We start from the raw sequence: 17,674 nt of genomic DNA on the forward strand, positions 1-17,674 counted from the left end.
CCGTGCTTCGCTCTGATCGAGATTCATCTGGCCCTCCACGTGCCAAATAGTGAATCTCCTCAATTACTTGATTCTCAGCCCCAAAGACTGCGACCGCTTGACTCAGTAGTACTAATCCGCCCTACGGATTCCGGCGTTCTATTGCCACAAATACCGGATGCCGACGTAAACCACGACGAGGCAGATGAAGATCAGGGCCACCGGCAATCGCGGCTTGGTGGCCTGGCCCGACGGATAGGAGGCGGCCGGCTTCGGCTTCGGCTTCGGGGCCGGGCGGCGGAAGGCGGTGACGTTGTCGGGGGCCGGCTCGCTCTGGCGCGCGGGGATATCGGGCGGCGCGCCGCCGCCGCCCATCTCGGCATAGTAGCTGCGGTACATCTGCGCGATCGTGGCCTCGCTCGCGTCCGCCTCCGTCATCTGCTTGAGGAACTTCTGGTAGGCGAGCAGGAAGTCCTGGGCATGCTGCGGCAGCGCCGACGCCCCGTTCAGCTTCGCCATCATCTTCCAGGTCGCAAAGTCCGCCCGTGCCCGCGTATCGGCCCGTCTTGCGATCAACATGTCTGCGGCTTTGGCCAATCTTGCCCTCAGTTTGGGTTCCCGGCGAGCTTACGTGTTGCCTGTCAGGAATAGAACGGCGGTCAGCACGTAGCCAGTCAGCGTCCGCAGTATCGTCGAGATAACATCAAGATTTAGACCGAGTTGGCCGCCGAGCAATGGCAGAAAAATGAGGGCCCCGATCAAAATCAGCATGCCGTAGGGTTCGAGCCGGGCCAGCGGGTACGCAATAAAGTTCGGCAGCAGCCCGACCGCGACCCGCCCGCCGTCCAAAGGCGGTATTGGCATCATGTTAAAAACCGCCAGCACCGCATTGATGATAAGCGAGTTTTTCAAATTATCCGCGGTCCATTTGGCATAGTCCGCCGGCACCCAGGGCATGGCATGGAAGGCGGTCGCCGCCGCCAGAGCCAGCAGGATGTTGGTGGCGGGACCTGCCAGCGCCACCCAGACCATGTCGAGCCGGGGATTGTTGAGATTGCGGAAATTCACCGGCACCGGCTTGGCATAGCCGAACAGGAACGGCGACTGGGCCATCAGCAGCACGCCCGGCAGGATCACGGTACCAAAGGGATCGATATGGCGCAGCGGATTGAAGCTGACGCGGCCGAGCTGCTTGGCGGTATCGTCGCCGAGCCGCCAGGCGACAAAGCCATGGGCGGCCTCGTGAAAGGTGATGGCGAAGAGGAGCGGCAGCACCCACACCGAAACGCCGTATAGCGAGATATTCAATAGGGATGCCCCGGGACTTTGCGCGTTCGGCGTCAGGTTAGCACCCTAGGTCGTCCCGGCGAAACAGGCCGTGTAAAAACTCAAAGACCGCGAGCTTCGATAGAACAGAATACTATGCGAGCGATTTTGTCTGGCGTTCGCGATGTATTCGATCTTCTCTTCCCACTCGCGATAGAATTAGATTCTAGCGCGAATCGCGATGCGCGGGTTTTTACACGGCCTGGAAAGCCGGGACCCATGGCCGCGAATGCGTGTGGTTAAGCCGGACTAGAGCTCCAGCTGGTTTCAGCAACCAATATTCGAGGCGATGCCCCGGCCTGCGCCTGGCCTGCGCCGGGGCGACGGACTATTGCGGCACCGACTCCTCGTATTGCTTTAGCCCGTCGTCGATCCGCACCCAGTCCATCTTCTCGGACAGCCAGATGTGTTCGGTCGGGCGAAAGGCGTTACGGTCGTCGAACGCCGCCAGCGCCACGCCGGCTGCCGTGCCGTCGGTGCGCCAGCCGAACAGCCGCGTCCCGCATTTCGTGCAGAACACCCGCTCGAGCCTCGCCGAGGTCGGGTAACGCGAGGTCTCGCCCTCGACGCTCAGCGCGCTCTGCGGAAACAGCGCGCGCGCAAAGAACGGCGAGCCCATCGCCTTCTGGCAGTTGCGGCAATGGCAGATGCGCACATTGAGCGGCTCGCCCTCGGCCTTGAAGCGCACCGCGCCGCACAGGCATCCGCCTTGTCGGGTCATGATCTGGCTCCTTCTTCGTCATTGCGAGGAGCGATAGCGACGAAGCAATCCATGGTTCCGCGCGGGGATAGGTGGATTGCTTCGCTTCGCTCGCAATGACGGCTTAATACGTCGCCCGGCCGCCGGAAATATCGAACACCGCTCCCGTCGAGAACGCGCAATCCTCCGACGCCAGCCACGCCACCATCGAGGCCAGCTCCTCGACCAGCACGAAGCGGTTCTTCGGGATCTTCGACAGCATGAAGTCGATGTGCTGCTGCGTCATCTGATCGAAGATCGCGGTCCTGGCCGCGGCCGGCGTCACTGCATTGACGAGGATGTCGTGCGCGGCGAGCTCCTTGCCGAGCGACTTGGTCAGCGCGATCAGGCCGGCCTTGGAGGAGGAATAATGCGCGGCGTTCGGATTGCCTTCCTTGCCGGCGATGGAGGCGATGTTGACGATGCGGCCGTACTTCTGCGTCAGCATGGCCGGCACCACCGCCTTGCAACAAATGAAGGGGCCGTCGAGGTTGATGCGCAGCACCTTGCGCCACTCGTCGAGGTCGGTCTCCCACACCGTCTTGTTGACGCCGGCGATGCCGGCATTGTTGACGAGGATGTCGATCTTGCCGAAGGCGGCGAGCGTCGCATCGCGGGCTTTCTCCACCGCGGCGAGATCGGTGACGTCGACCTTGATCGCGGTGACGGCAGGGCCGATCGCCTTGGCGGTCTTTTCCGCCAGCGCATGGTCGTGATCCCAGATTGCGACCCTGGCGCCGGAGGCGACGAAGCGCTCGGCGATGGCTTTGCCGAAGCCCTGCGCACCGCCGGTGACGACGGCGCAGCGGTTGTCGAGATCGATCTTGTTCATGTTGGAAATCCCGGTCGAGTGGATGTCAGAGCATGTAGCCGCCGTCGACGACGAGGTCGACGCCGGTGGTGAATGCACTTTCGTCGCTGGCGAGATACACGGCCATGGCGGCGATTTCCTCCGCGGTGCCCAGCCGGCCCATCTTCTGGCGAGAGACGAATTTTTCGCGCCCGTCCGGACCGGCCGCGGCGGCGCGCTGCAGCATCGAGGGCGTTTCCACCGTGCCGGGGCAGATGCTGTTGCAGCGGACGCCCTGGTTGATGAAGTCGAGCGCGATCGAGCGTGAGAGCAGCGAGACCGCCGCTTTGGAGGCGCTGTAGACATAGCGGTTGGCCGGCGGTCGCAGCGCCGCGCAGGACGAGATGTTGATGATGCTGCCGCCTCCGCCCGCCAGCATCGCCGGCAGGAACGCCTTGATGGTCCGGTGCATGGACTTGACGTTGAGGTCGAACGAGAAATCCCAGTCCTGCTCCGAACATTCCAGGATGGTGCCGTGATGGACGAAGCCCGCCGCGTTGAGCAGGACATCGATCTTGCCGACGCGCCCGGCGAAGGCGTCGACGTCGGCCGTAGAACGGACGTCGAGCCGCGCGGTCTCGGCGATGCCTTCCTTAGGCAAGGTCGCGAGGCCGTTTTCATCGATATCGGTCGCGATCACCGTGGCACCCTCCCGCGCGAACGCGACGGCGCAGGCCCGTCCAATGCCCGCGGCCGCTGCGGTGACAACGGCGCGTTTGCCCTTCAGGCGGTCTGACATTCAGTTCTCCCTGAGATTTCTTCAGTGGTCATACGCGGGCTTGACCCGCGTATCCATCTTCTTCGCAAGAGCGATGGATTGCCGGGTCAAGCCCGGCAATGACGAGTTGGATTTCTAATGGTTATCCCGCGCCACGCCGACCGTGCCGGCGATGTTCTGGTAGCGCGTGGCGAGCTCCATGCAGGCGCCGGTGGCCTGCTGGCCGACGGTGTTGCGGTAGATCTCCTGCCACGGCGTCTGGTTCGGCGGGAAGCGGAAGCCCCCTTGCGCGGTCAGCTCGGCGTGGCGCTGCTTCACCTCGTCGTCGGAGATGAGAATGTTGGCGCTGCCCTTGTTGAGGTCGATGCGCACCCGGTCGCCGGTCTTGAGGATGGCGAGCCCGCCATTGGCGGCAGCTTCCGGCGAAGCGTTGAGGATCGAGGGCGAGCCAGACGTGCCGGATTGCCTTCCGTCGCCGATGCAGGGCAGGGCCAGGATGCCGCGTTTGATCAGCGCCGCCGGCGGCTGCATGTTCACCACTTCGGCGCCGCCGGGATAGCCGATCGGGCCGGCGCCGCGGATGAACAGCATGCAGTGCTCGTCGATGCCAAGCGAGGGATCGTCGATGCGGTCGTGATAGTCCTCCGGGCCCTCGAACACGATGGCGCGGCCTTCCCACGCGTTCGGCTCCTTCGGGTTGCTGAGATAGCGATCGCGGAATTCCTTCGAGATCACGCTGGTCTTCATGATCGCGGAATCGAACAGATTGCCGCGCAGCACGGCGAAGCCGGCATCCTTCACCAGCGGCTTGTCGTAGCTCCAGATCACGTCGCCGTCGGGCGGCGGCGCCTCGCGGCAGTTCTCGCCCATGGTGCGGCCGTTGACGGTAAGCGCGTCCTCGTGGATGCGCTTGTGCTGCATCAGCTCGCGTACCACCGCCGGCACGCCGCCGGCGCGGTGATACTCCTCGCCGAGATAGAGGCCGGCCGGCTGCATGTTGACCAGCAGCGGCACGTCGAGCCCGTGCTTCTGCCAGTCGTCGATGTCAAGCTGCACGCCGATATGGCGCGCCAGCGCGTTGATGTGGATCGGCGCGTTGGTCGAGCCGCCGATCGCCGAATTGACGGCGATGCAGTTCTCGAAGGCCTTGCGCGTCAGGATGTCGGAGGGTTTCAGGTCCTCCCACACCATCTCGACGATCCGCTTGCCGGTCTCATAGGCGATCTGGCCGCGCTCGCGGTGCGGCGCCGGGATCGCCGCGCAGCCGGGCAGGGACATGCCGAGCGCTTCAGCCAGCGAGTTCATGGTGGAGGCCGTGCCCATGGTGTTGCAGTGGCCGACGGATGGCGTCGAGGAGGCCACCAGGTTGATGAACCCCTCGTAGTCGATCTCTCCAGCAGCGAGCTGCTCGCGCGCCTTCCAGACGATGGTGCCGGAGCCGGTGCGCTCGCCCTTGTGCCAGCCGTTCAGCATCGGCCCGCCCGACAGCACGATGGCGGGCAGGTTCACGGTGGCTGCCGCCATCAGGCAGGCGGGCGTGGTCTTGTCGCAGCCGGTGGTCAGCACCACGCCGTCGAGGGGATAGCCGAACAGGATTTCGACCAGCCCGAGATAGGCGAGGTTGCGGTCGAGGGCTGCGGTCGGGCGCTTGCCCGTCTCCTGGATCGGATGGGTGGGAAACTCCATGGCGATGCCGCCTGCGGCGCGGATGCCCTCGCGCACGCGCTTGGCGAGATCGAGGTGGTGCCGGTTGCAGGGGGAGAGGTCGTTGCCGGTCTGGGCGATGCCGATGATCGGCTTGCCGGACTGCAGTTCCTCGCGGGTCAGGCCGTAATTGAGGTAGCGCTCCAGGTAGAGCGCGGTCATGCCGGGATTGTGCGGATTGTTGAACCACTCGGTGGAGCGGAGTTTGCGGCCCTTGCCGCCTGCCGATTTGTCCTGACCGTTGCCGTGGCTCTTGTTCATACGTTTCTCTCCCGCAATGCAAAGTACGCCGGCGCGTCGTTTTGAACCGCAGCGCTGACCCAAGCGCAAAATCGTGCACCTGACAAACTCCGCGGCCGGCCGCTTTCCGCGCAGCCTTTGCGCCGGACCTTAGTGCAAGCGATATGATTGCGCTATCATATTGTCTTATTCGGCCGCGCTTTGCTGTTCGGCAGCGGCGCGACCGCTATGGCCCGGGCGGACCGAGCTCTGGCGCACCATCACGGTGTATCCGAGGTCGACGATCTTCTGTTCCGGACGCCGGCCCTCGATCGCCTCGATCACCATCGTGGCAGAACTTCTGCCCATTTCGTACCGGTTGGTGCGCACGCTGGTGAGGGTGGGAACGGCAGCGCCCATGAATTCGAGGTCGTTGAAGCCCGAGATCAGCATCTGCTCGGGAACCGAGATCTGCCGTCGCCGGCACTCGAAGAGCACGCCTAGCGCAAGGTCGTCATTGGCACAGAATACCGCATCGGTATCCGGTGCCTTCGCCAGCAAATCGGCAAACAGCGTGCCGCCGAGCGTGACCGACGTCGGCAGCGGCGTCGTCACCACGAGGCGGGGATCGGTGAGGCCGGCTTCCTTCATGGCCTGCTGGTAACCGAGGAAGCGGCGCTGCACCCGCGGATCCATGCGCGCGCCGAGGAACGCGATCCGGCGGCAGCCCTGGTCGAGCAAGTGCGAAATCGCTGCGTGGCAAGCATCCGCATGGGAAAAACCGATCATCATGTCGACCGGGTGATCGCCGATTTCCATCAGCTGCACGATCGGGCAGTCGGCCGCTTCCATCAGCGAGCGCGATTCCGGCGTCTGGTCGATGCCGGTGACGATCAGCCCGGCCGGCTTCTGCGCCAGGAACACGCGCAGCAGCTTTTCCTCCTGCAGGATGGAGTAGCGCGTATTCGCAAGCTGAATGGTGTAGCGGCTGCCGTCCACCGCATCGTAGATGCCGCGCAGCACGTCGGAGAACACGTTGTTGGTCAGCGAGGGGATCAGGACACCGATCACCTCGGTGCGCTGCGAGGCCAGCGCCCGTGCCGCAAGATTGGGCACGTAACCGAGCTCTTTGGCCGCACTTTCGACCCGCACGCGCTTGTTGATGGAGAGCGCTTCGGGTGTGCGGAAGAAACGCGATGCGGTGATCGGGCTCACTCCGGCGAGTTTCGCCACTTCAGTGAGACGGATCTTGCCTGGCTTTGTACGTTTCCGCGCCATGTTCGCGCTCATACCACAATGAGCCCCGCGGACAAAGAACTATTGACAGCGCTACCAAGCCGCGGCTATTCAACCGATTGCCAAAGCCGCTCAAACTGCGGACTATGTCCGCGGCCCACCAGGCTCGCGCGGACCCGCGGAGCCATAACAAGAACGAAGCGGTCGCGGCGGTGACGGAAATCGCCGGGCCAATCTTAGGGAGGGACTTGGATGTCGTCGGTCCAAATTCGCGACGTGCGCAAATCGTTCGGCAGCTTCGAGGTGCTGCACGGCGTGACGATCCCGATCGAGGATGGCGAGTTCGTCGTTCTGGTCGGCCCCTCCGGCTGCGGCAAGTCCACCCTGCTGCGCATGCTCGCCGGCCTCGAGAACATCACCTCCGGCACCATTTCGATCGGCGAGCGCATCGTCAACAATGTCCAGCCCAAGGAGCGGGACATTGCCATGGTGTTCCAGAACTACGCGCTCTATCCGCACATGACGGTGTCTGACAACATGGGTTTTTCGCTCAAGCTGCGCGGCGCCCGGCAGGAAGAGATCAACACCCGCGTCAAGCGCGCTGCGGAAATTCTCGCGCTGACGCCGCTGCTGGAGCGCTATCCGCGGCAGTTGTCCGGCGGCCAGCGCCAGCGCGTCGCCATGGGCCGCGCCATCGTGCGCGATCCCCAGGTGTTCCTGTTCGACGAGCCGCTCTCCAACCTCGACGCCAAGCTGCGCGTGGCCATGCGCACCGAGATCAAGGAGCTGCACCAGCGGCTGAAGACCACCACCGTCTACGTCACCCACGACCAGATCGAGGCCATGACCATGGCGGACAAGATCGTGGTGATGCATGACGGCATCGTCGAGCAGATGGGCTCGCCGCTGGAGCTGTACGACACGCCGGACAATCAGTTCGTCGCCGGCTTCATCGGCTCGCCGGCGATGAATTTCCTGAAAGGAAGGCTGCAGGTGAACGGCGCGGCCACGTTCGAAGGGCCGAACGGCGTCAAGCTGCCGCTCGCAAGGGCGCCGGGCAATTCCGACGGCAAGCCGGTGGTCTATGGCGTGCGCCCCGAGCACTTCACTATCGCCGACGACGGCGCGGAGGCCGAGATCATCGTGGTCGAGCCGACCGGCTCGGAAACCCAGGTGTTCGCAAAATTGGGCGGCGAGCAGGTCGTCGCCGTGTTCCGCGAGCGCCACCAATTCAGTCCGGGCGACAAGGTACGGCTCAAGCCGGACCCGACGCTCGTGCATCTGTTCGACGAGACCACCGGCAAGCGACTGAATAGTTGAACATAAAAAATACTACCAAGGAGGAACGACCATGAACGAGTTTACCCGCCGCTCGCTTCTGCAGGGCGGTACGGCACTGGCGGCGGCCGGTGCCCTGACCGGACCTGCGCTCTTCGATTTCGCCAAGGCCTGGGCGCAGGCCGCGCCCTTCAAGCCGGAATCCGGCGCCAAGCTGACCGTGATGCGCTGGAAGCGCTTCGTGCCGGCGGAAGACGAGGCGTTCAACGCCATGGTCGCCGCATTCCAGAGCGCAACCGGCGTTCAGATGAACGTGTTCAGCGAGGCGTTCGAGGACGTGCAGCCGAAGGCCTCGGTCTCGGCCAACACCGGTTCGGGCCTCGACATGGTGTGGGGCCTGCATACGCTGCCGCAGCTCTTCCCCACCAAGGTCCTGAAGATGAACGACGTTGCCGATTACCTCGGCAAGAAGTACGGCGGCTGGACCGATGCGGCGGCGCTCACCTGCAAGCAGGGCAATGACTGGCTCGGCATTCCCGTCGCCACCATCGGCGGCTACATGACCTACCGCAAGTCGGCGACCGACAAGGCCGGCTTCAAGGAATTCCCGAAGGACTTTCCGAGCTTCCTCGAGCTGTGCAAGGCGCTGAAGAAAAACAACACGCCGGCCGGCTTCGCGCTCGGCCATGCCTCGGGCGACGCCAACGGCTGGCTGCACTGGATGCTGTGGGGCCACAACGCCTGGACCGTCGACAAGGACGACAAGGTCATCATCAACTCGCCGGAGACCGCCAAGGCGCTGGAATACGTCAAGGCGCTTTCCGAGACCTTTATTCCGGGTACGGCGTCGTGGAACGACTCGTCCAACAACAAGGCCTACCTTGCAGGTGAGTTGTACTGCACCGCGAACGGCATCTCGATCTACGTCGCAGCCAAGGATGACCCGACCAAGAAGGAGATCACCGCGGATACCCAGCACGCGCTGTATCCGGTCGGTCCGATCGGCAAGCCGACCGAGCTGCAGCTCACCGTTCCGATCCTGGCGTTCAACTTCACGAAATATCCGAACGCAGCAAAGGCCTTCGTCGCCTTCATGCTGGAGAAGGAAAATTTCGACAAGTGGCTGACCGGTTCGCGCGGCTACCTGTCCCACACGCTGAACGCCTACGAAAATTCGCCGGTCTGGACCGCCGATCCGAAGAATGCGGTGTTCGCCCAGGCCTCCAAGCGCTCGCTGCCGGCCTCCGGCATCGGCAAGGTCGGCGAGAAGGCGGCGACCGCGATCGCCGACTTCATCGTGGTCGACATGTTCGCCAACTACTGCACCGGCACCAAGGATGCCAAGACCGCCATGGCGGAAGCCGAGCGGCAGCTGAAGCGCATCTACCGGTAACGAACGCGGAACGGGCGGCGGCTGTCCGCCGCCCGTTCCCAATCCAACCAGAAACGACACCGCCAGGGAATTTGGCTCATGGCTGACATTGCACTCGCGCCGGCAAAAGCCAAATCGCAGCTTCGCGAAGCGACTGCGTGGGACCAGCTCAAGCACAACAGCAACTGGTTGGGCTTCTGGTTCATGGTGCCGGCGATGGCCTTCCTGATCCTGTTCCTGGCCTATCCGCTGGGCCTGGGTATCTGGCTGTCCTTCACCGACACCAAGATCGGCAGGGTCGGTCAGTTCATCGGCTACGAAAACTACGAGTGGCTGTGGGACGACGGGGTGTTCTGGCTGTCGGTGTTCAACACGCTGCTCTACACCTTCCTCGCCAGCGCCATCAAATTCGGCATCGGCCTCTATCTCGCGCTGCTGCTCAACGAGAACATGCCGTTCAAGGCGATGTTGCGCGCCATGGTGCTGATCCCCTTCATCGTGCCCACGGTGCTTTCGGCGCTGGCGTTCTGGTGGATATTCGACTCGCAGTTTTCCATCATATCGTGGTCGCTCAAGCAGCTCGGCCTCATCAGCCAGAACATCAACTTCCTCGGCGACACGACCTGGGCGCGGATCTGCGTGATCTTCGCCAACATCTGGCGCGGCGTGCCTTTCGTGGCGATCACGCTGCTCGCGGGCCTGCAGACGGTCTCGCCCTCGCTCTACGAGGCGGCGACGCTCGACGGCGCGACGCGCTGGCAGATGTTCCGCCACATCACCTATCCCTTGCTGACGCCGATCATCGCGGTCGTGATGACCTTCTCGGTGCTGTTCACCTTCACCGACTTCCAGCTGATCTGGGCGATGACCCGCGGCGGCCCGGTGAACGCGACGCACCTGATGGCGACGTTGTCCTATCAGCGCGCGATCATCGGCGGCCAGCTCGGCGAGGGCGCGGCGATCGCGAGCGCCATGATCCCGTTCCTGCTCGCCGCCATCATGATCTCCTGGTTCGGTCTGCAGCGCCGCAAATGGCAGCAGGGAGAAAACAATGACTGATCTCCCGACCACACACGTCAACCTCAAGGGTGTGCTGACGGCTTCCGTGAAGGAAGACCACAGCGAGGGCATGAGCTATCTGCAGTCGGTGCCGCGCCGGATGGTGACGCTCTATCTGCCGCTGTCGATCATCGTGTTCGTGCTGCTGTTCCCGTTCTACTGGATGGCGCTGACGGCGGTGAAGCCGGATTCGCAGCTGCTGGACATGGAGACCTACTCACCGTTCTGGACCTGGAATCCGACCTTCAAGCATTTCTACAAGCTCCTGTTCGACAGCCACTATCCGCTGTGGCTGTGGAACACGATGTATGTGGCGGTCGCCTCCACCATCCTTTCGATCGTCGCATCCGTGCTCGCCGCCTACGCCATCGTGCGGCTGCGCTACAAGGGCGCCAACATGGTCGGCGGCCTGATTTTCCTCGCTTACCTGGTGCCGCCGTCGATCCTGTTCATCCCGCTCGCCACCGTCGTGTTCCAGTACGGCCTGTTCGATTCGCCGCTGGCGCTGATCCTGACCTATCCGACCATCCTGATCCCGTTCTCGACCTGGCTGTTGATGGGCTATTTCAAGACCATCCCGTTCGAGCTGGAGGAGTGCGCGCTGATCGACGGCGCCAGCCGCTGGCAGATCCTGATCAAGATCGTGCTGCCGCTGGCGGTGCCCGGGCTGATCTCGGCCTTCATCTTCTGCTTCACGCTGTGCTGGAACGAGTTCATCTACGCGCTGACCTTCCTGCAATCGGTGCAGAACAAGACCGTGCCGGTGGCGATCGTCAACGTGTTCGTCGACGGCGACGTCTATCGCTGGGGCTCGCTGATGGCGGGCGCGCTGGCTGGCTCGCTGCCGCTCGTCATCCTCTATGCCTTCTTCGTCGAGCACTATGTGTCGGCGATGACCGGCGCCGTCAAAGAGTGAGCGGGCGCCCACAATCAATATGACAATAGCTGTCGTCCCTGCGAAAGCAGGCACCCATAATCACCGGCGACCATTGTTGAAACGAAGCCGTCAACCATCCCGTCTTGACAACATCGGCCGCGGCGTATGGGTCCCGGCTCAAGGCCGGGACGACCAAGAAGGAGTAGGGTCTTGCACGTACTGATCCTCGGTGCGGCCGGCATGGTCGGCCGCAAGCTGACGGAGCGCCTGCTGAAGGACGGCCGCCTGGGTGACCGCGAAATTTCCGGCATGACCCTGCAGGACGTCGTTGCGCCGGAGAAACCGGCGAAGGCGCCGATGCCGGTCAAGGTGGTCGCCTCCGATTTTGCCGATGCGGGCGCGGCGCCCGGCCTGCTCGCCGACCGCCCCGAGGTGATCTTCCATCTCGCCGCCATCGTCTCGGGCGAGGCGGAGGCGGAGTTCGACAAGGGCTACCGCATCAATCTCGACGGTACGCGCTACCTGATCGAGGCGATCCGCCACGCCGGCGGCGGCTACAAGCCGCGCCTGGTCTTCACGTCCTCGATCGCGGTGTTCGGGGCGCCGTTCCCGGAAAAGATCGGCGACGAATTCTTCCACACGCCGCTGACCAGCTACGGCACGCAAAAGCTGATCTGCGAGCTCCTGATCAACGACTACACCCGCAAGGGCATGCTGGACGGCATCAGCATCCGCCTGCCCACCATCTGCGTGCGGCCGGGCAAGCCGAACAAGGCCGCGTCCGGCTTCTTCTCCAACATCATCCGCGAGCCGCTGGCGGGCCAGGAGGCCGTGCTGCCGGTCTCCGAGGACGTCCGCCACTGGCACGCCACGCCGAAATCGGCGGTCGGCTTCCTGCTCCACGCCGGCACCATGGATCTGGGCACGGTCGGCGCGCGCCGCAATGTCTCGATGCCCGGCCTTTCCGTCACCGTCGGCGAGCAGATCGCTGCGCTGGAGCGCGTTGCGGGCAAGAACGTGGTCTCCCGCATCAAGCGCGTGCCCGATCCCGCCATCATCGGCATCGTCGACGGCTGGCCGCGCAATTTTTCCACCGACCGGGCGGCCAGGCTCGGCTTCACCACGGCCGAGAAGACCTTTGACGACATCATCCGTATCCATATAGAGGATGAACTCGGCGGGAAGTTTGCCGCCTAGCGCATGACCCCGAAAAGTGGGCACCGGTTTTTGGACAAGGTCATGCGCAAGCAACGACGCTAAGCGGATGAGATGACCAAGGTCGCCTGTATCGGCGAATGCATGATCGAGCTCAGGCAGGCGCCGGGCGGGTTTTACTCGCGCGGCTTTGGCGGCGACACGCTCAATACCGCCGTTTACCTCTCGCGCCTCGGCATCGCCACCGACTACATCACCGCGCTCGGCGATGACTCCCTCAGCGAGGAGATGATCGCGGGCTGGCAGGCGGAGGGCGTCAACACCTCCAAGGTGGCGCGCGTGCCCGGCAAGCTGCCGGGTCTCTACATGATCGAAACCGACGCCGGCGGCGAGCGGCGCTTCTTCCACTGGCGCGAAAGCGCGGCCGCGCGGCTCTTGATGGACTTGCCGCAGACCGGCGTCATCCTGAATTCGCTCGCCGCCTACCACGCCGTCTATTTCTCGGCGATCACGCTGTCGATCTACGGCGAGGAGGGCCGCGCAAGGCTGTTTGCCGCGCTCTCCCGCGCGCGCCAGGAAGGAACGCGCGTCGCCTTCGACACCAACTTTCGCGCCCGCGGCTGGCCCGATCTCGACGTCGCGCGCCGCGTCTTTACGCAGGCTTTCGAGACCGCCGATATCGCGCTCGCCTCGAGCGAAGACCTGCTGCCGCTCTGGCCAGGTGAAACCAACGAGGCCTTGCTGGCGCGCATCGTCAGCCTCGAGGCCGTGCTGAAACTCGCCGAGCCCGCGAGCATCGTGCGCTTCAAGGGCGCCGCCGAGGAGGTGAGGGCCGAGCCGCCGGCAAAGCCCGTGGTGGACACCACGGCCGCCGGCGACAGTTTCGCCGCCGCCTATCTCGCGGCCCGGCTGACCGGCGCCGACCCCATTGCCGCCGCTTGCGCCGGACACCATCTCGCCGGCGTCGTGGTGTGCTATCCCGGCGCCATCATTCCGCGCGAGGCGATGCCCGCGCCCGCAAAGGTTGCCCAATGACTGCGTTACCAAAACAGGCAAAACTGGCCGCGCTCTTCAAGCAGGCGGTGGTGATCCCGGTGCTGACCATCGAGGAGGTGGAGCACGCCGTTCCGCTGGCGAAGGCGCTGGTGGCCGGTGGCGTGCGCACGCTGGAGGTGACACTGCGCACCGACGCGGCCGTCGCCGCGGCCAAGGCTATCATCGCCGAAGTGCCGGACGCCATCGTCGGTATCGGCACCATCCTCAACGCGGACGACTTCGCGCGCGCCAAGGCGCTCGGCGCCAAATTCGGCATCAGCCCCGGTGCGACGCCCGAGCTGCTGAAAGCCGCCGCCGCCGGCGATCTGCCGTTCGCGCCGGGCATCGCGACGGCCTCCGAGCTGATGCAGGCGTTGGCCGCAGGCTTTGACGTCGTCAAATTCTTCCCGGCCGAGCAGGCCGGCGGTATTAGGGCATTGCGGGCGCTGGCGGGGCCGTTCCCGCACATCCGGGTCTGCCCGACCGGCGGCATCGGCGAGGCCAATGCCGCGACCTGGCTGGCCGAGCCCAACGTGCTCTGCGTCGGCGGTTCCTGGCTCTGTCCCGCCGCCGATATCCGCGCCGGCAACTGGGCCGGCATAACCGCCATGTGCGATCGGACCATGAAATCGCTGAAACCGGCGTGAAGTCCGCCCGCCGATAGGCTACATATCCTCCCGAGCCTATTTCGGGAGAAATGCCATGACTGCCAGCATCGTAGGATGGGCGCACACGCCCTTCGGGAAGTTCGACGCCGAGACCGTTGAAAGCCTCGTCGTCAAGGTCGCCAATGAGGCGCTGGCCGATGCCGGCATTGCCGCTGCCGACGTTGACGAGATCGTGCTCGGCCATTTCAACGCCGGCTTCTCCCCGCAGGACTTCACCGCCTCGCTGGTGCTGCAGGCCGATCCGGCGCTGCGCTTCAAGCCCGCGACCCGCGTCGAGAACGCCTGCGCCACGGGATCTGCCGCCGTGCACCAGGGCATCCGCGCCATCGAATGCGGCGCGGCCAAGATCGTGCTGGTGGTCGGCGTCGAGCAGATGACCCGCACGCCGTCGGCCGAGATCGGCAAGAACCTGCTGAAGGCCTCGTACCTGCCCGAAGACGGCGACACGGTCGGCGGCTTTGCCGGCGTGTTCGGCAAGATCGCGCAGAGCTATTTCCAGAAGTACGGCGACCAGTCCGATGCGCTCGCCATGATCGCCGCCAAGAACCACAAGAACGGCGTCGCCAATCCCTTCGCGCAAATGCGCAAGGATTTCGGCTTCGAGTTCTGCCGTGCCGAGAGCGAGAAGAACCCCTATGTCGCCGGTCCCCTGAAGCGCACCGACTGCTCGCTGGTCTCCGACGGCGCCGCGGCGCTGGTGCTGACCGATGCCGAGACCGCGAAGACCATGGGCAAGGCGATCAACTTCCGCGCCACCGCCCATGCCCAGGATTTCCTGCCGATGTCCAAGCGCGACATTTTGCAGTTCGAGGGTTGCACGGTGGCCTGGCAGCGCGCGCTGCAGAAGGCCGGCGTCACGCTTTCCGATCTCTCCTTCGTCGAGACCCACGACTGCTTCACCGTCGCCGAGCTGATCGAATATGAAGCGATGGGCCTGACGCCGAAGGGGCAGGGTTTCCGCGCCATCAAGGAAGGCTGGACCCAGAAGGACGGCAAGCTGCCGGTCAATCCGTCAGGCGGCCTCAAGGCCAAGGGCCATCCGATCGGCGCGACGGGAGTCTCCATGCATGTGATGACCGCGATGCAGCTCGCCGGCCAAGCGCCGGAGGGCATGCAGCTTCCGAACCCGAAACTCGGCGGCATCTTCAACATGGGCGGCGCGGCCGTCGCCAATTACGTCTCGGTGCTTGAGCCGGCGAAGTAATTGAGTCCATCATGGCCGGGCAAAAAGCGCGAAGCGCGTCTTTAACAAGAGAGACCCGGCCATCCACGTCTTTCTTTACACGGGGCACCAAAGAACGTGGATGCCCGGGACAAGCCCGGGCATGACGAGTTACAATCACAGCATCTGATTTCGTAAGGCCCAAGCCATGAACATCGCCGAATGGCTGGCGGCGACGGCGCGGGCGCGGCCCGAAGCGCCGGCGCTGCTCACCGGCTTTAATCTCGACGCCGACTACCGGACGTTCGCGCGGCGCGCCGCCTCCATCGGCGCTGCGCTGTGGCGCGACCACGGCATTGCGCCGGGCGACCGGGTCGCGCTGTTCGCCGGCAATTGCACGCAGTATCTCGAATGCCTCTACGGCATCTGGTGGATCGGCGCGGTCGCCATCCCCATCAACGCCAAGCTGCACGGCCGCGAGGCCGCGTGGATCTGCTCCGATGGCGGCGCCAGCCTTGCGTTCGTCTCCGGCGACACCATCGGCGCGTTGATCGAGGCCAAGAGCGATCTGCCCGCCGGCATGAAGATGGTTTCCATCGACGGCGGCGAGTTTCAGAACATGCGAAGCGACGAGGGGCCGCCGTCGCCGCTGGTGCGCAAGACCGACGATCTCGCCTGGCTGTTCTACACGTCAGGCACCACCGGCCGCCCCAAGGGCGTCATGATCAGCCACGGCAATCTGATGGCGATGTCGCTGTGCTACATGGCCGACGTCGATCACGCGACGCCCGATGATTGCGCGGTCTACGCCGCGCCGATTTCCCATGGCGCCGGCCTCTACAATTTCCCGATCGTGCGCGCCGGCGGCCGCCACGTCGTGCCTGATAGCGGCGGCTTCGATCCGGACGAGGTGCTCAACCTCGGCCGCCAGCTCGACAATGTCGTGATGTTCGCCGCGCCCACCATGGTGCGGCGGCTGGTCGATGCCGCCAGGAGGCGCGGCGAGAACGGCGAGGGGCTGCGCACCGTCATCTATGGCGGCGGGCCGATGTATCTCGCCGACATCCGTGACGCCATCGCCGTCATGGGCCAGCGCTTCGTGCAGATCTACGGCCAGGGCGAGTCGCCGATGACCATCACGGCGCTCGGCCGCGACTGGCACAAGCGCACCGAACACCCGCGCTATCTCGAACGGCTCTCGTCCGTCGGTACGGCGCAAAGCGTGATGCGCGTGCGCATCACCGACAAGGACGGACGTCCCTTGCCCGCAGGCGAGACCGGTGAGGTCGAAGCCAAGGGCGCCGCCGTCATGCTCGGCTACTGGAACAACCCGAAGGCCAATGCCGAGACGCTGAAGGACGGCTGGCTGCGCACCGGCGACGTCGGCCGCCTCGACGAGGACGGTTTCCTCACGCTGTCCGACCGCTCCAAGGACGTCATCATCTCCGGCGGCACCAATATCTATCCGCGCGAGGTCGAGGAAGCGCTGCTCACCCATCCCGACGTACGCGAAGTCTCCGCCATCGGCGTGCCCGACGCCGACTGGGGCGAGATCATCGTCGCCTGCGGCGTGCTGGAAGAGGGCGCTGTAGCCGATGACGGCAAGCTCGACGCCCATTGCCTCGCCTCCATCGCCCGCTTCAAGCGCCCGAAACGCTACGTCTATCTCGATGCCCTGCCGAAGAACAATTACGGCAAGGTTTTGAAGACCGCGCTGCGCGAGATGATGAAGGAGTAGGATGGGTAGAGCGCAAGCGAAACCCATCATGTATACGCAACAAAGGTGATGGGTTTCGCGAAGAGCTCTACCCATCCTACTATCTGAGGCTCCGCAGAAAATCGGAAATCGTGAATGCTCTCAGCATCTTCTAATTTCGGATTATCTGTAACAATTCGTGACTTCCATTTTTCGGAAAACGGTGCCATAATCCGCCCATCCCGTGCCCCGCGAGGGGACGTATCATGATCGTCACGACACGTTGGCGCGGGTGGCGATGGGCCGTTGCGGCGTCAGGTGGGTTCATTCTCGCCGGGCGAAACGCTGCGGCGGACGGTGAAGTCGTGTGGTCCTGGCGCCGCGACCCTGGCGTCTATCCTTGCTGGTCTGTGCCGGCGGGGCAACGGGGGCAAGAAAGGCCGTTCCCCGGGGAGATCACGTATAAGCCATAAAACCATTGCGCGGGGAAGGTCGGGATGTCCTGGCTGTACCTGTCAAATCCGTGTGCGTTCTTTACTACCCGTTGCACACGGTGCTGCGGGCGCAGCCGGCGCCCGGCCTTCTCCGCGCCCTCTATCCA

The 17,674-nt window shown here is 64.3% G+C and carries 16 protein-coding genes; 9 read left to right on the plus strand and 7 right to left on the minus strand.

Translation table 11 applies throughout. The annotated features are described in order from the left end of the window. Positions 1–138 precede the first annotated feature (138 nt). From ACT4OC_RS32190 to ACT4OC_RS32220, 7 genes are all read right to left on the minus strand, one after another. Entirely contained in the window at positions 139–558 is a 420-nt protein-coding gene (locus tag ACT4OC_RS32190) for a hypothetical protein (RefSeq protein WP_444843118.1), read from the minus strand. Positions 559–606: 48 nt separating this feature from the next. After that, entirely contained in the window at positions 607–1,287 is a 681-nt protein-coding gene (locus ACT4OC_RS32195; RefSeq protein ID WP_444843103.1) for a site-2 protease family protein, read from the minus strand. Between the two features lie 346 nt (positions 1,288–1,633). Beyond that, entirely contained in the window at positions 1,634–2,026 is a 393-nt protein-coding gene (locus tag ACT4OC_RS32200; RefSeq protein WP_444843104.1) for a GFA family protein, read from the minus strand. 103 nt (positions 2,027–2,129) lie between these two features. Beyond that, positions 2,130–2,876, minus strand: a complete 747-nt coding sequence (locus tag ACT4OC_RS32205; protein WP_444843105.1) for an SDR family NAD(P)-dependent oxidoreductase — start codon at positions 2,874–2,876, stop codon at positions 2,130–2,132. A gap of 25 nt (positions 2,877–2,901) precedes the next feature. Then, positions 2,902–3,633 carry an SDR family oxidoreductase gene (locus ACT4OC_RS32210; protein ID WP_444843106.1) on the minus strand — a complete coding sequence of 244 codons (732 nt, stop codon included), beginning with the start codon at positions 3,631–3,633 and terminating at the stop codon, positions 2,902–2,904. Positions 3,634–3,747: 114 nt separating this feature from the next. Further along, a complete protein-coding gene (locus tag ACT4OC_RS32215; RefSeq protein ID WP_444843107.1) occupies positions 3,748–5,577 on the minus strand; it encodes an IlvD/Edd family dehydratase in 1,830 nt (609 codons plus the stop codon). A 165-nt stretch (positions 5,578–5,742) separates the two neighbouring features. Continuing rightward, entirely contained in the window at positions 5,743–6,813 is a 1,071-nt protein-coding gene (locus ACT4OC_RS32220) for a LacI family DNA-binding transcriptional regulator (RefSeq protein WP_444843108.1), read from the minus strand. Positions 6,814–7,023: 210 nt separating this feature from the next. On the opposite strand from ACT4OC_RS32220, the gene ACT4OC_RS32225 reads away from it, so the two are divergent. The 9 genes from ACT4OC_RS32225 to ACT4OC_RS32265 all read left to right on the plus strand — a co-directional run bounded on the left by ACT4OC_RS32225 (position 7,024) and on the right by ACT4OC_RS32265 (position 17,115). Continuing rightward, positions 7,024–8,091, plus strand: a complete 1,068-nt coding sequence (locus ACT4OC_RS32225; RefSeq protein WP_444843109.1) for an ABC transporter ATP-binding protein — start codon at positions 7,024–7,026, stop codon at positions 8,089–8,091. Between the two features lie 31 nt (positions 8,092–8,122). Beyond that, entirely contained in the window at positions 8,123–9,442 is a 1,320-nt protein-coding gene (locus tag ACT4OC_RS32230; protein ID WP_444843110.1) for an ABC transporter substrate-binding protein, read from the plus strand. Between the two features lie 78 nt (positions 9,443–9,520). Beyond that, positions 9,521–10,480: a carbohydrate ABC transporter permease gene (locus ACT4OC_RS32235; RefSeq protein ID WP_444843111.1), complete on the plus strand. Its 960-nt coding sequence runs from the start codon at positions 9,521–9,523 to the stop codon at positions 10,478–10,480. Then, positions 10,473–11,396 carry a carbohydrate ABC transporter permease gene (locus ACT4OC_RS32240; protein ID WP_444843112.1) on the plus strand — a complete coding sequence of 308 codons (924 nt, stop codon included), beginning with the start codon at positions 10,473–10,475 and terminating at the stop codon, positions 11,394–11,396. The genes ACT4OC_RS32235 and ACT4OC_RS32240 overlap by 8 nt, the downstream gene beginning before the upstream one ends. Positions 11,397–11,567: 171 nt before the next feature. Further along, positions 11,568–12,554, plus strand: coding sequence for a D-erythronate dehydrogenase (gene denD / locus ACT4OC_RS32245; protein ID WP_444843113.1), 987 nt, complete (start codon positions 11,568–11,570; stop codon positions 12,552–12,554). Positions 12,555–12,626: 72 nt separating this feature from the next. Next, positions 12,627–13,547 (plus strand): sugar kinase, encoded by a 921-nt coding sequence (locus ACT4OC_RS32250; protein WP_444843114.1) that lies wholly within the window; start codon positions 12,627–12,629, stop codon positions 13,545–13,547. Beyond that, the gene (gene eda, locus ACT4OC_RS32255) at positions 13,544–14,194 is read left to right on the plus strand and encodes a bifunctional 4-hydroxy-2-oxoglutarate aldolase/2-dehydro-3-deoxy-phosphogluconate aldolase (RefSeq protein ID WP_444843115.1); all 651 of its coding nucleotides are present in this window, start codon (positions 13,544–13,546) and stop codon (positions 14,192–14,194) included. Before ACT4OC_RS32250 ends, eda begins: the two co-directional genes overlap by 4 nt. 55 nt (positions 14,195–14,249) lie before the next feature. After that, positions 14,250–15,419, plus strand: a complete 1,170-nt coding sequence (locus ACT4OC_RS32260) for an acetyl-CoA acetyltransferase (protein WP_444843116.1) — start codon at positions 14,250–14,252, stop codon at positions 15,417–15,419. Positions 15,420–15,585: 166 nt separating this feature from the next. Further along, a complete protein-coding gene (locus ACT4OC_RS32265; RefSeq protein WP_444843117.1) occupies positions 15,586–17,115 on the plus strand; it encodes a class I adenylate-forming enzyme family protein in 1,530 nt (509 codons plus the stop codon). Positions 17,116–17,674: the final 559 nt, after the last annotated feature.

This window comes from Bradyrhizobium sp. (assembly GCF_052389815.1).
GTDB lineage: Bacteria > Pseudomonadota > Alphaproteobacteria > Rhizobiales > Xanthobacteraceae > Bradyrhizobium.